The following is a 14,944-nucleotide window of genomic DNA, read 5'->3' as shown; positions in this document are numbered from 1 at the left end:
TTTTAGGAGTTGGTGATTTGCATAGTATTTTAATTATAGAAGATGAAGAAAATTTAGCCCGTTTTATTCAGTTAGAATTGATGCATGAAAGTTATGATGTCGGTGTCGTTTATGATGGTGAAGCTGGACTTGAAGAAGCAATAAGAAATGACTATGACTGTATACTTTTGGATTTAATGCTACCTAAAATTAATGGCTTAGAAGTATGTAGGAAACTTAGAAAAGTGAAAGATACTCCAGTAATTATAATTACAGCGAAAGGTGATACTTACGATAAAGTCATTGGTTTGGATTATGGTGCAGATGATTATATCGTAAAACCTTTTGATATAGAAGAGTTACTTGCGAGAATAAGGGTGATTTTACGTCGTCAACAGCAACCGAAGAATGATATTGTTGAAGAAAATATCTTACAAATTGATCAAATGAAGATCAATCTTGATGCATTCTCAGTTTCGATTGACGAAAAAGTACTTGAATTAACAAAGACTGAATTTGAACTGCTTAAGCTACTTGTAGAGAATAAAAAACATGTATTGACTAGAGAACAGATTCTGACAAGTGTCTGGGGTTATGAAAGTGAAGTTGAGACAAATGTAGTTGATGTGTACATAAGATATTTAAGAAATAAACTTAAACCATTTCAATATCATAAGCTGATAGAAACCGTCCGCGGCGTAGGTTATGTCATACGATGAATACGAAATCACAATCATTACGCTCTAAATGGACTGTCTTAACAACGACACTGACATTTATCATTTTTATGATTTTTAGCCTATTCATAATATTTTTAATCAGTACATACCAAAAAGAGCAGGAAGTAGAAGATCTAAGGAAAAGTGTCACGGATATTTCTAATCTATTTGAAGAAAAAACGACTGGCGAAGTGACACAGTCAGATATTTACCGTGCAATCAATAAAAATGAAAAAGTATTTTTGTATAATCTTGATGGAAATAGTATTTATGATGTCAGTACGAATTCTAGTTACGACTTTAATCTACCAGTTATAAAGACAAATGAACGCAGTCTTGTTCAGAAAAAAATTGGAGAAAGACAATTCTTATTAATGTCAACGCCATTTCACAACGAACATTATAACGGCTATATTACCGTTGCACGTTCTCTGGATGATTACTTTAATGTGATGCAATTTCTTATATTGCTGTGTAGTTTTTTTGGGCTTACAGCTTTATTTATGACGGCTTTAATCAGTTTTTTATTTTCTAATCAGATTACAAAGCCTATTCGAAGACTTTCGAGTAAGATGAATCAAATTAAAAGAGATGGTTTTCAAAATAAACTGCAAGTCTCTACGAGTTACTATGAAACGGATGATATGATTGACACATTTAATGAGATGATGAGTCAGCTGGAATCAAGCTTTGAACAGCAGAAACAATTTGTAGAAGATGCAAGTCATGAGCTTCGTACACCACTACAGATTGTTAATGGTCATTTAAATCTCATACAAAGATGGGGGAAAAATAATCCCGAAATATTAGAAGAATCTCTCTCTATCTCATTGGAGGAGATGAATCGTATTAATAAACTTGTAGAAGAATTGTTATTATTATCGAAAGACTCAAATTTATTAGAAACAAAGCAGATTGAAAATATTGATATCAATGCAGAAATTCAAGGTAGAATTCATTCCATACAACAGTTAAAAGACGATTATATGTTTGAATATCATTCAACTCATGAACAGATTAAGCTGAATATCAATCGTTTTCATTTTGAACAAATTTTACTGATTTTTCTGGATAATGCGATGAAATATGATCAGATTAATAAACATATTGTACTTCGTACCTCTTTGAAGAATAAATTAGTTCAGATTGAAATTATCGATAATGGAGAAGGTATTCCAAAAGAAGATATTCCGAATATATTTGATCGTTTTTATCGTGTTGATAAATCAAGAGCAAGAAGTAAAGGTGGAAATGGTTTGGGTTTATCGATCGCTAAAAAGTTAATCGAAACATATAAAGGACAAGTGAAGATAGAAAGTGAAGTCAATCAATTTACAAAAGTTATTATACAATTCCCGATACGTACAATATAATTCACAAAGATATGTTTTTCCCCTTTAATTTCGTGCTTTGCTTTGTTAAAATAGCTATGTAAACGTTTTATTTAATTAAATGGAGGGTGGAACCATGACAAAAGGTAAAAACCTAGATGAAGCACCACCTAGATTTGGAACGAACTTAGGTATTCTTTTAGACATGTTCGATCAATATCTAGTGGATCCATCGTCGGTATCTGATGAGTTACAAGTTTTATTTTCAAGTATTCAGGGGGGGCAATCAGCACAATCAGGCAATGCAACTAGTGCAGGTAATGCCGATACTGAAAAAGTTAAGCGTGTGTTAAAGTTAATCGATAATATTAGATTGTATGGGCATCTTACAGCTGATATATATCCATTATACCGTCCACAGAGAGAAAATTTGCCAGCATTATCGCTTGAGGATTTTAATCTGTCAGAAGAAGATTTGAAATCTTTGCCAGCTGGTCTTATTTCTGATCAATATGCTCAAAAATTTGCCAATGCATTAGAAGCAATCATTCATCTACAAGCGGCTTATCAAAGTACAATTGGTTTTGAAATTTCACATATAAATGATGCTTATGAACGTGAATGGTTAATTGAACAAATCGAATCACGTGAGCATCATCAATTAAGTAAAGATGAAAAGATTAATCTATTAAAGAGTCTTGCACACGTTGAAGGCTTTGAAAAATATATCCATAAAAATTTTGTAGGAGCAAAACGTTTCTCTATTGAAGGTGTAGATGCTTTAGTACCAATGTTAGAGCAAGTATTGCGTATTGGAAACAAAGAAAACATCAAAAATATTGAAATAGGTATGGCACACCGAGGTCGTTTAAATGTATTAACACACATTTTAGAAAAGCCGTACGAAATGATGTTATCTGAGTTTATGCATACCGACCCTATGAAATTTTTGCCGGAAGATGGTTCGTTAGTGGTCACTAAAGGTTGGACAAGTGATGTTAAATATCACTTAGGTGGTAAAAAGACAACGACAAAATATGGTAACGAACAAATCGTGTCACTTGCAAATAATCCATCTCACTTAGAAATTGTGGCACCTGTCGTTTTAGGTAAGACACGTGCAGTTCAGGAAATAACTACTGATGTGAATAAACCTGAACAGGATTTCAATAAAGCATTAGCAGTTTTAATTCATGGAGACGCAGCATTTCCTGGTCAAGGTATTAACTTTGAGAGTATGAATTTAAGCAATTTAGATGGATACTCTGTTGGTGGTTCGCTGCATATTATTACAAATAACCGTGTAGGGTTTACAACTGAGCCATATGATTCAAGATCCACTACGTATGCAACTGACGTTGCGAAAGGTTATGACTTACCGATTATTCACGTTAATGCTGATGATGTCGAAGCTTGTATGGAAGCGATTGAACTTGCAATGGCATTCCGTCAAAAATTCAACAAGGATTTCGTAATTGATTTAGTAGGTTATCGTCGTTACGGTCATAATGAAATGGATGAACCAACAATTACGAACCCAATGTTATATAAAGAAGTAAAAGGTCATCCAAGTATTGAAATCAAATACGGTAAAGAACTTGTAGCAGAAGGTGTTATTACCGAAGATGAAATGAATGCAATTTTTGAAAGTGTTACTGCTGAAATGCGTGCTGCACATGATAAAATAGATAAGAGTACTAAAAATAATGACAGTGAAATGCTAGCACCTGTTGAAGTGACAGAAGGTTATGAAAGTGTGGAAACTGGCGTTTCATTTGATCGATTGAAGAAACTAAATGAAGAAATGTTAAATACTCCAGAGACATTTACAGTATTTAATAAACTTCAAAAAATTCTTGAACGTCGAAATGATCCATTTACTAAAGATGGATTAATTGACTGGGGACATGCTGAACTTTTAGCATATGGAACAATCATTCAAGACGGAAAACCTGTAAGACATACAGGTCAGGATGCGGAGCGAGGAACATTTGCACATCGTCATGCGGTATTAAATGACGAGAACAATGGAGATAAATATGTACCTTTACAACACATTTCTGACGCAAAAGCATCTTTTGATATTCATAATTCTCCGTTATCAGAAGCAGCTGTTGTAGGTTTTGAGTATGGCTATAATCTTGAAAATAATGATGCATTAGCTGTATGGGAAGCTCAGTATGGAGATTTTGCTAATATGGCACAAATGATTTTTGATAATTTTGTATCAAGTGCAAATGCTAAATGGGGAGAACGTAGTGGATTAACGTTGCTTTTACCTCACGCATATGAAGGACAAGGTCCGGAACACTCTTCTGCACGTTTAGAGCGTTTCTTACAGCTTGCCGGTGAAAATAACTGGACGGTTGCGAATGTAACTTCGACAGCAAACTATTTCCACTTATTACGTCGTCAGGCACATTATTTAAATACGTTACAGATGCGACCACTAGTATTAATGAGTCCAAAGAGTTTATTACGTAATAACTTCGTAGCAGATACGGTGGATAAGTTTACTGAGGGTAGCTTTAAACCTATTATTTCTGAAAGTTATAAAAAGACGAAAGTTAAGAAGTTGTTAATTGCAAGTGGGAAAGTAGCTATTGACTTATACACTGAATTGCAAAAAAATCCAAATGATACAATTCACTTAATTCGATTAGAACAATTGTATCCATTACCAAAGGAAGAAATTCAAGCAATTATTAACGATTTACGTGGATTAACTGAAATCGGATTTGTTCAGGAGGAACCTGAAAATCAAGGTGCGTGGCAATATATTTATCCAGAATTACTGGATATGGCACAAGGAATTAACGTTAAATACTATGGTCGTGTTCGACGTGCTGCACCATCTGAAGGTGATAATGAGATTCATAAACTTGTTCAAACAAAAATCATCAATGAAGCTTTAAACTTATAAGGGGGAAAATAAAAGTGGCAGAAATCAGAGTTCCAGAATTAGCAGAATCTATTACAGAAGGTACAATATCAACCTGGTTTAAACAAGTTGGAGATGCAGTTGAAAAAGGCGAAAATATCGTTGAGCTTGAAACAGATAAAGTTAACGTAGAAGTTATTTCTGAAGAAGCAGGTGTTATTACAGAAATAAAAGCACAAGAAGGAGATACAGTTGAAGTTGGATCAGTCATCGCAATCGTTGGTGAAGGTGGGGCAACATCGGCACCAGCAGAAAATAAATCACCTGATGCTGCTCCAGCAACTTCTGAAAAAACAGAAGAAACAGTACAATCAGCTGAAACTTCTAAAAATGCTCCGGAATCATCTGAGCCTATGACACCTAACGAAAAAAGCGGACGTATTGTAGCAACACCATCTGCTAGAAAGTATGCACGTGAGCATGGCATTGATTTAGCTTCTATTAATCCTCGCGATCCTAAAGGATTAATCAGAAGTCATGATGTACAAAATGCAGTTAATGCACCTGTTCAAGCTGAAAAACCAGCAGCTCCAGCACAGGAAAAACCTGCAAAACCTGAAAATCCTGCGAAACCTGTAATTCGTGAAAAAATGAGTCGCAGAAGAAAAACGATTGCTAATAAATTATTAGAAGTTTCTCAGAATACTGCAATGCTTACTACGTTTAACGAAATCGATATGACAAATGTTATGGATTTACGTAAACGTAAAAAAGATGCATTCCAGGAAAATCATGACGGTACACGTTTAGGTTTCATGTCATTCTTTACAAAAGCAGTGGTAGCAGCACTTAAAAAATATCCTGCTGTTAATGCTGAAATTGATGGAGACGATTTAATCTTAAAACAATTCTATGATATCGGTGTTGCTGTATCTACTGACGAAGGTTTAGTAGTACCTGTTGTACGTGATTGTGATAAGAAGAACTTTGCTGAAATCGAAGGTTCTATCTATGATTTAGCAATTAAAGCACGTGATAAAAAATTAGGATTAGATGATATGATGGGTGGATCATTTACAATCACTAACGGTGGTGTATTCGGTTCATTAATGTCTACGCCTATTATCAATGGTACGCAAGCTGCTATTTTAGGTATGCACTCTATCGTGACACGTCCAATTGCAATTGATAAAGAACGCATGGAAAATCGTCCGATGATGTATGTCGCATTAAGTTATGATCACAGAATTATCGATGGTAAGGAAGCTGTAGGTTTCTTGAAAACTGTTAAAGAATTAATCGAAAATCCTGAAGATTTATTATTAGAAAGCTAATTTGTTATAAATAATTTACCCAGTAACTTATACACGTTATAATAAGTATAAGTTACTGTTTTTTTATATTTGGAGGAGAAATCATGGATTTATTAGGATTACATCACGTCACTGCCATTACGAGTGATGCACAAAAGTGTTATGACTTTTATCATAAAGTTTTAGGATTAAAGCTTGTTAAAAAGACAGTTAATCAAGATGCAGTCGATACATATCATCTGTTTTTTGCTGATAATGAAGGTAGTCCAGGTACAGATGTGACTTTCTTTGATTTTAAAGATGCACCAAAACATTTACGTGGTACAAATGATATTTATGCCTTTTCATTGCGTGTACCAACAGATTATAGCCTTTATTATTTTAAACAGCGTTTTGATGAAATGCAGATTAAATATGATGCGGTTATTAAAATAAACGGCAAACATGCACTACCTTTCTATGATTTCGATGATCGCTTAATTTATTTGATTTCTGATGAATTGAATACTGGTATTCCGATGGGGAAACCTAATCCACATAGTCCTGTAGAAAGTGTTCATCAGGTTTTAGGATTAGGACCCGTTTTACTTGCTGTAGAACATACGCTTGTTACAGCATCCGTTTTGACACAAATATTAGGTATGGAACGTACCGGAGAATACGAACATAGTGACTCTTTAGATACAGTACATGTATTTTCAATGGGTGACGGTGGTAACGGCGGTGAAGTACATCTTTTAAAACGTACTGGTCAGACAGAGCAAGGATATGGTGGTGTTCATCATGTCGCTTTTAGAGTGAGTGATGCGTTAAAATTACAAGCTGCCTTAAATAAATTAAATACTGGTAATATTCCAAACTCAGGGGTAGTTGATCGATATTATTTTAAATCTTTATATTTCAGAGATATTTCTGGTATATTATTTGAACTTGCAACAGATGGTCCTGGATTTGCATCTGATGAACCAGTTGATGCTTTAGGTGAACGTTTGAGTTTACCACCATTTTTAGAAGCACGTAGAAATGAAATTGAAAGCGCATTAAAACCAATTCAAACAAAATAAAGATATGGGGTTGTTAATATGTTACATGAAGAATGGCAAGATAAAGCTGCAATCAAACAAGTTAAAGTTGTTAATGTTGATGCTAAAAAATATAAAGTAAACGATATGCTTACTGTCGGTCAAGTTTATGATGTGGTCAATGAAACAGAAGAATATTATCATATACGAGACAATAGTGGTAAAGTTGGCGGATATTATAAAGAATATTTTGAAGAAATTTAAGAATTTTATTAATACAGAAAGTAAATACTGATAAAGTATTATATTTATAATACTTTTTGTGATAATTTCGTAAAAACAGTTTATAACAAAATATTAGTACAATCATGTATAATAAGGTTAAACAATAAAGGGGCAAAATATTGCCTCTTTTTATTTTGAAAAGGAGTAAGATCATGCAAAAATATCAAAATAGCGATGTAACGATATACGAGGACGCTCTGGCAATGCTAAATTTAAGTAAAAATGTATTATTAAAGGGGCCAACTGGTTCTGGTAAAACGAAATTAGCAGAAACTTTGAGTGTTGATATGGATCAGAAGATGAATAGTATTAACTGTTCGGTAGACTTAGATGCAGAGAGTTTATTAGGTTATAAAACAATCGAAAATAGCAATGGTGAATCTCGAATCGTATTCGTGGATGGACCAGTTATTGAAGCAATGCGTGAAGGTAACATATTATACATTGATGAAATTAATATGGCTAAACCTGAAACGTTACCTATTTTAAACGGTGTGCTTGATTTTCGTAGAACAATAACGAATCCGTTTACTGGAGAAGTGATTAAAGCACATGATAATTTTAAAGTTATTGCAGCGATAAATGTTGGTTATGTAGGTACATTACCAATGAACGAAGCATTAAAAAATAGATTTGTCGTTTTAGATCTTCACTATATAAGTGGTGATGTCTTAAAACAAGTTATAGTAGAACAGACGACATTACAAGATACCAAGATAATTGATCAGATTATAAAGTTTAATCAGGATTTAGTAACGATGGCGAGTCAAGGTCAAATTAGTGAAGAAGCAAGTTCAGTCCGTGCTTTGCTTGATTTCTGTGATTTAATACAAGTAATGCCGATTGAACGTGCAGCGAAACGTGCAATCATTGATAAGTTGGATGATGAGCGAGAACAAAATGCGATTATCAATGCAATGGAACTGAATTTTTAATGAGTGAAAAATTTATATTATTTAATGATGAGCGCGTCGATCCATCATTAATAATGACTTTGACTGACTTAGCCCAATTATTACGTGAAGATGAGACGGTGAAAGTAAACTTTCAGAAGTTTGCTTATTTTGACCTTGCAGAAAATACGATTAATGTAGCATTCAAATGGAAACATAGAGAACGTGAAGAAGAAATGAAATTATTAAAGAGTGACACAATATTACATGCTATTGGGTTTGAGTACACGGATTTAGACGTTGTAGAAGATGTACTTGAAGAGTCATTTCGAGTTAAAAGCTTCTTTCAGCAGCTCTTTATGATGATTGATGAATTTAGATTAATGCATTTAATCAGTGAAGAAAGACCTTTCACAAAGAAATTCTTTGATATACGCATTCGAGCAAAGTTAAAAGAGAATGAAAGCCAGATTAAATTTTATCAGACAAAGGCGATGCCCACTGATGAATTATTTTTACAAATTGAACATGCATTACTGACAGATAATATCCTTTCTTTTCAGACAATGTTTTTTACGGAACTTGAATATAGCATTCAGCTTGCCTTACAATCATTTTATGACTTAAAAAATACTGAAGATAGTGCAAATCTTGCAATAAGACTTATGCTATTAATTGAACCAAATTTAACGAAAGATATGTTAAACGCCTATTACCATATCCCGAAATTAGCATATATGAATGCTAAAGCTATTAAAAAAGCAAATTTAGATAAAGCGAAACAAGACGTAGCAGAAATGGATGAATCAGAGTCAGTACAGACAAAACAACGTGATACAGAAACAAAGAGTGGTGCTTATCTTGAGACTGAAGTAACAGAAGGTTCGAACAGTAATAATATAAAAGAAAATGAGCGTGAAGGTGACGCAAGTGATGACATTACTGAGATGATGATGGGGAAAGGTAAGACAAAACCGCCTCAGACAGACGCAGAAGGTAATGATATTAGTGACATCGTCGGGGAAGAGAACATCAATACAAAGATAATTTGGAAAGAAACTGTGCAAGATGATAAAAGTCTGACAATATATAATACATATAAAGAGGATGTATTAAAAGAGATAAAAACATTGGTCAACGTGATTAACAAAAGCGTCGATCATGAGGTCAGCGCAAAGCGTCAAGGATTGAGTAAAGGAAAATTAAGTCGTAACCTTACACAATGGTTTTTAGATGATCGCAAACGCGTATTTTATAAAGAAGATCAGAAATCCTATAAATTAGATGCAACGTTTATGTTATTAATTGATGCTTCTTATAGCATGGAAGATAAACTGGAAGAAACAAAAAAGGGTATCGTGTTGTTTCATGAGACATTACAACAATTATCGATAAGACATGAAATTATGGCTTTCTCTGAAGATGGGTTTGAAGCGGATAAAAATATTCAGCCAAACATTTTAGAACAAATCATTACTTACCAAAATTCCTTACAAAATCAATATTCTCCAAATGTAGTGAGTTATAAGACAGGTGAGGATAATCGGGATGGTTTAGCGATTCGAATAGCTGGCAATATGTTAAAAGCACGTCAGGAAAAACAAAAATTTTTAATCGTATTCTCAGATGGTGAGCCATCAGCATTTGATTATGAATCGAATGGTATTATAGATACCCATGATGCAGTAGTTGCGCTGCGAAAAGAAAATATATATGTCATCAATATTTTCTTAAGCCAGACAAAAATCGACGAAAATACGATGGCAACAATAAAAAATATTTATAATGATTACTGCATCTTTGTGGAAGGTGTAGAAAAGTTACCAAGTGTGATACAGCCGCTTCTTAAAACTTTATTACTTCAAAGTATGAAACAATTTTAGGATAATTATACACACATATTAACGGTGTGTGTATTTTTTTTAAATTTTCTGAAAAGTTATAGACTTTATGCGTTTAAAGTGATAGTATAATTAACATTAAAGTAAGGAGGTCATCCCATGAATAAGAATACTTGGGTCGTAGGTTTTATGTTATTTGCAATATTTTTTGGAGCGGGTAATTTAATTTTTCCGCCAAATTTAGGTTTTGCTAGTGGTCAATTTTTCTGGCCGGCAATTGTTGGTTTTATTTTAACAGGGGTAGGCTTACCTTTACTTGGTATTATCGTCGGATCTTTAGATGAATCAGGTTATAAAGGTGTACTTCATAGAATTAATCCGGTATTTGGAATCTTATTTCTGTCAGCAGTATATTTAACGATTGGACCATTATTTGCTATTCCGAGAACAGGTGCAACATCTTACGAAATGGCTGTGTTACCATTTTTAAAAGCACCATCTGCAATGTCTTTATTGATTTTTACTATTATATTCTTTGGAATTACATTATGGTTAGCGATTAATCCATCTAAAATGGTAGATAGAGTAGGAGCAATCTTAACACCACTATTACTGATTTCTATTATTGCTTTAGTTGTGGTAAGTATCTTCTCATTATTTGATACTTCACCAGTGAAGGCGCAAGCTGATGTTTATACGAATTTAAATACAAGTTTCTTTAGCGGGTTTACTAGTGGATATCAAACAATGGATGCAATTGCAGCGATTGCATTCTCAGTAATTGTTATTAATGCGATTAAAGATAAAGGTATTACAAAAGAAACTGGTTTATTTAAACAAACGGTATTAGCAGGCATCATTGCTGCGATTGCATTAGGTTTCATTTACTTAACTTTAGGATGGATTGGTAGTCACTATCATTTATCAGCTGCACAACTTTCAGAAATTAAGAAAAATGAATTAGATTTAGGTACATATATTTTAACGCACGTTGCACATGATACATTCGGCACTTTCGGTAAGCTGTTAATTGGAATCATAGTAAGCTTAGCTTGTTTAACAACTTCAACAGGTTTAGTTGTTGCTGTAAGTGAATATTTCAATGAAATATTCCCGAAAATATCTTATAAAACATATGCAATTACTTTTACATTATTTAGTTTTATATTAGCGAACCAAGGATTAAAAGCAGTAATTGAAAAATCAATTCCTGTATTATTAATCTTGTATCCTATAGCGATGACCTTAGTATTAATTATGTTAGTCGCAAAATTTGTACCAACACCATTACTAGCATTTCAAATTCCGATTATATTAGTAACGATTGTTTCTGTTTTATCTGTACTGAGTGCAGAATTTAATATTTTTCCTTTTATGAATGCATTACCTTTAAAAGCACAATCAATGGAATGGCTAATATTTGCTGTAGTTGGATATATCATCGGTTATGTATTAGGATTAAGACAAACTAAAATTGCATATAAATAAATGAAGACCTAAGACGTTTGAATTAACGTCTTAGGTCTCTTTATTTAATAATTACGATTTTGTTGATCCTGTTGTAATTGGAGTAATTGTTGTTTTAAATCCTGTTCCATTTTGCCAAGTTCTATTTCAGCTGCACGTCGTTTTTCACTACCTTGTTGTTGAATAGTTAAGGTTTCACGTATCGTATCAACGATGTTTTGTTGTGTGGTTTTTAAAGTATCTAATTCTACAATGCCACGTTCGTTTTCTTCTGCTGTTCTTATTGTATTCATCTTAAGCATTTCTGAATTTTTAAGCAGTAGTTCGTTCGTTGTATTCGTAACCTGTTGTTGTGCTTTAGACGCTTTCTGCTGATGTAATAAACTCATGGCGATTGCCATCTGATTTTTCCATAATGGAATACTTGTTAGAATTGAACTTTGAATTTTCTCGGCTAGTGTTTGATTGACATCCTGAATCATTCTAATTTGTGGGGCAGATTGTAAAGTGATTTGACGTGATAATTTCAAATCATAGATACGTTTGTCTAAACGATTAAGGTAATGTCTAAGATCATTAACATCTTGTACAATCATCTGATCATTTGATGCTAATGCACGTTGCTCTAACTCAGGAAGCATTACGGTCTGAATTTCTTCACGTTTTTCTTCAGCAGCGATGATAAACATATCTAAAGCTTCAAAATATGCTTTGTTTTCTTCATATAAGCGGTCTAACATATGTACATCTCTTAATAATACATCTTTAGAATTTTGAAGCTGTACTGATATACGATCGATTTGTCCTGAAACCGACTGATATCTAGAAATTAACTCATTGACTGATTTAGAAACGCGTTTAAATAATTTTTTAAACTTACTTTTTTCGACTTGTGAAATTTCATCTGGATCAACTTCTTTTAATTTTTTCATTAATTGATCAAGGCTGTCACCAATTGAACCTACATCTTTTTTTTGTACTTCATCTAATATTTGATGAGAAAATGTAGAAAGTTTTTGTTGTGCACTTGCGCCATATAATAATAAATTTTCATTATCGAGAGGTTTAATCTGATTTTTAATCTGGTTGATTTTTTCGCGTTTTTCAGGAGAAAGGGTTTCAGTTTGATATGTAGTTAAATTATTTTTCTTTTGTTCCGGTTGTAACACTGCATTGCTTTCAAATGGATTTGCCGTTAAATCATTAAGTAACTCGTTTTCATTCATTTATATCTTTCCTTTCGTTTACATGTGCATATTGTTTAGAACGTTTAAAATTAACAGGCACACGTTCCTCATAATCTAAAGCCTGCTGTTTGTTTGTACTATGTTTATAACTATGATTGACATTTTCGTGGTTCGCATTGTCACTTTGAATCGGTATTTGATGGCCGGACTTCTGAATAGAAGCGAGATCGATTTCGACTTTCATCTGTTCATAGTCACTTGAATTTAATGCTTTTAAGTCTGCCTGCAAAGTTCTTTTTAATTCTTCAAGTGTTAAACGCGCATTATAAAGCAACTGCTTATCTTCAGCTGTCTTATGCGGCATTCTTGATAAATATAAAAACTGATCTAATAAATTTACTGTATTATCTAAATGAGAAAAAAAGAAGCTATCAACTTTAAAAAACTTCTTAGGATCTTTTTGCACTGATTTATAAATTGTGCGTGCGAGTTTATTAATTTCATTTACATTGCGAAAATCAGTTACAGAACGTACTTTTTTATATTGAACTAATAATTGTTTGATCTTTGGTTCAGCAATCTTCATCTGCTGTCTGATATATTTATAGTCTTGTTTTGTAACACCCATCTCTTTTAAATATTTATTACCAGTCGTCATCTGGATAGGTAAGAATGCACCTAGATAACCACCCGCCATAACAAGTGAATCAAGCCACATATCAAACTGAAAAAAATTCATGCTGATAAACCCTGTCAATAGTGCGATTGGTACTGCAAATATCGCACCAAAAATATACGATGCATTGTATTTCATCTCATCATTTCCTTTAAATATATTATATCGTTTTAAACTGTTTAAATTGTTGCTCTGGTATATCATTAATCTCATAAGATTGTACGCGAGACATTGGAGAAGCACCACGAATAACTTTGTCTGTAAAAGTATCTAAGTCTGAATTTTCTCCGGTTGCATAAATCTCAACATAATCATCTACATTCTGAACCGTGCCAGTGATATTATTATCTTTCGCATGTTGCGCTGTGAAGTAACGAAATCCCACACCTTGTACACGTCCAAAAACTTTAATTTGTATTGTTTTCATCATACTTCACCTCTTATCACTATTATATGTAAAAAGACTCAAAACACCTAATAAATCGCATTTGTAAGGTGATTTACTTGAAAATATGAAATAAACAGAAGATAATCTTTTTAATGGGGTGAAAAAGATGTATGAAATCATAACAATAAGAGCAGATTATGAAGGATGGTGGCTGTTTGAAGATTATCGAGAGAAAGCTACCGAAATAAAAAGTTTTTCACAATTATCTGAAGCAAAAAGCTATTATAATGAGCAATTAGTAATGTTAAGACAGCATTTTTGCAATGAATTAGTTGGAAAGTATGATATACATGCTTTTTATAACAATTGTGAAATCGAATTCTGTGAAGATTGCGATGATGATGTTCAAATTTTTCATAGTGTTTTATTTCTTGATAATGGGGAAATATATCAATATCGTTGAAATAATAATAAATACTATATAAATGATAAAAAAGATAATTAAAATTTTTTTATTATTACAGTAAAGTAAAATTTGTAAAGTGTTTAAATTTACAGAATATTGTATTGATTTATGATTATCGGTATTTTATAATTATTTATAGCAATATGATTATTCCATATTACAAAGTAAATATATTTATTCACTTTTTTATTTATTTTGTAATATGTGAATAATCACATATTGAATTAATATAGTGTGGAGGTTTCTAATTATGAAACAAGGTACAGTTAAATGGTTTAACGCAGAAAAAGGATTTGGATTCATCGAAATCGAAGGAGAAAACGACGTATTCGTTCACTTCTCAGCGATTAATCAAGAAGGATACAAATCATTAGAAGAAGGACAAGCAGTAGAATTCGAAGTGGTTGAGGGCGATCGTGGACCACAAGCTGCAAACGTTGTAAAATTATAATTTTAATGCAATAAATTATATATGAACGTTAGAAAGACACCCTGG

At 32.9% G+C, this 14,944-nt stretch carries 14 protein-coding genes; 11 read left to right on the top strand and 3 right to left on the bottom strand.

Annotated elements, in window-relative coordinates; all coding sequences use genetic code 11:
- The first annotated feature begins 17 nt into the window (after positions 1–17).
- The 9 genes from BHU61_RS04490 (at position 18) to brnQ (ending at position 11,752) form a co-directional block, all read left to right on the top strand.
- Positions 18–698, top strand: coding sequence for a response regulator transcription factor (locus tag BHU61_RS04490; RefSeq protein WP_111714945.1), 681 nt, complete (start codon positions 18–20; stop codon positions 696–698).
- Complete coding sequence (locus tag BHU61_RS04485) at positions 695–2,071, top strand: HAMP domain-containing sensor histidine kinase (RefSeq protein WP_111714943.1); 1,377 nt, start codon at positions 695–697, stop codon at positions 2,069–2,071. The genes BHU61_RS04490 and BHU61_RS04485 overlap by 4 nt, the downstream gene beginning before the upstream one ends.
- Positions 2,072–2,165: 94 nt before the next feature.
- Positions 2,166–4,952: a 2-oxoglutarate dehydrogenase E1 component gene (locus BHU61_RS04480; RefSeq protein WP_111714942.1), complete on the top strand. Its 2,787-nt coding sequence runs from the start codon at positions 2,166–2,168 to the stop codon at positions 4,950–4,952.
- A 14-nt stretch (positions 4,953–4,966) separates the two neighbouring features.
- Positions 4,967–6,244, top strand: a complete 1,278-nt coding sequence (gene odhB / locus BHU61_RS04475) for a 2-oxoglutarate dehydrogenase complex dihydrolipoyllysine-residue succinyltransferase (protein WP_111714940.1) — start codon at positions 4,967–4,969, stop codon at positions 6,242–6,244.
- An 83-nt stretch (positions 6,245–6,327) separates the two neighbouring features.
- Positions 6,328–7,287, top strand: a complete 960-nt coding sequence (locus tag BHU61_RS04470) for a ring-cleaving dioxygenase (protein ID WP_111714939.1) — start codon at positions 6,328–6,330, stop codon at positions 7,285–7,287.
- 18 nt (positions 7,288–7,305) lie between these two features.
- Positions 7,306–7,509, top strand: a complete 204-nt coding sequence (locus BHU61_RS04465) for a DUF6501 family protein (protein ID WP_111714937.1) — start codon at positions 7,306–7,308, stop codon at positions 7,507–7,509.
- Positions 7,510–7,682: 173 nt separating this feature from the next.
- Complete coding sequence (locus BHU61_RS04460; protein ID WP_111714936.1) at positions 7,683–8,465, top strand: ATP-binding protein; 783 nt, start codon at positions 7,683–7,685, stop codon at positions 8,463–8,465.
- Entirely contained in the window at positions 8,465–10,306 is a 1,842-nt protein-coding gene (locus BHU61_RS04455; protein WP_111714934.1) for a vWA domain-containing protein, read from the top strand. Before BHU61_RS04460 ends, BHU61_RS04455 begins: the two co-directional genes overlap by 1 nt.
- Before the next feature lie 117 nt (positions 10,307–10,423).
- Entirely contained in the window at positions 10,424–11,752 is a 1,329-nt protein-coding gene (brnQ, locus tag BHU61_RS04450) for a branched-chain amino acid transport system II carrier protein (RefSeq protein ID WP_111714933.1), read from the top strand.
- A 44-nt stretch (positions 11,753–11,796) separates the two neighbouring features.
- Here the strand turns inward: brnQ and BHU61_RS04445 are convergent, their stop codons facing one another.
- The 3 genes from BHU61_RS04445 to BHU61_RS04435 are packed head-to-tail and all read right to left on the bottom strand — an operon-like array spanning position 11,797 to position 14,021.
- Positions 11,797–12,957: a toxic anion resistance protein gene (locus tag BHU61_RS04445; RefSeq protein WP_111714931.1), complete on the bottom strand. Its 1,161-nt coding sequence runs from the start codon at positions 12,955–12,957 to the stop codon at positions 11,797–11,799.
- On the bottom strand, positions 12,950–13,732 hold the full coding sequence (locus tag BHU61_RS04440) for a 5-bromo-4-chloroindolyl phosphate hydrolysis family protein (protein WP_170122451.1): 783 nt from the start codon (positions 13,730–13,732) through the stop codon (positions 12,950–12,952). Before BHU61_RS04440 ends, BHU61_RS04445 begins: the two co-directional genes overlap by 8 nt.
- A gap of 22 nt (positions 13,733–13,754) precedes the next feature.
- The gene (locus tag BHU61_RS04435) at positions 13,755–14,021 is read right to left on the bottom strand and encodes an acylphosphatase (protein WP_111715526.1); all 267 of its coding nucleotides are present in this window, start codon (positions 14,019–14,021) and stop codon (positions 13,755–13,757) included.
- Between the two features lie 127 nt (positions 14,022–14,148).
- Here BHU61_RS04435 and BHU61_RS04430 point away from each other — a divergent pair, with 127 nt between their 5' ends.
- Both BHU61_RS04430 and cspA read left to right on the top strand, forming a co-directional pair.
- Positions 14,149–14,445, top strand: coding sequence for a DUF1033 family protein (locus BHU61_RS04430; protein ID WP_099578084.1), 297 nt, complete (start codon positions 14,149–14,151; stop codon positions 14,443–14,445).
- A 253-nt stretch (positions 14,446–14,698) separates the two neighbouring features.
- Complete coding sequence (gene cspA, locus BHU61_RS04425; protein ID WP_016912585.1) at positions 14,699–14,899, top strand: cold shock protein CspA; 201 nt, start codon at positions 14,699–14,701, stop codon at positions 14,897–14,899.
- The last annotated feature ends 45 nt before the right edge of the window (positions 14,900–14,944 follow it).

The organism is Macrococcus epidermidis (assembly GCF_003259695.1).
Taxonomy (GTDB): Bacteria; Bacillota; Bacilli; order Staphylococcales; family Staphylococcaceae; genus Macrococcoides; species Macrococcoides epidermidis.
The sequence above is the reverse complement of the archived record's forward strand: the minus strand, read 5'-3'. Positions and strand labels throughout refer to the sequence as shown.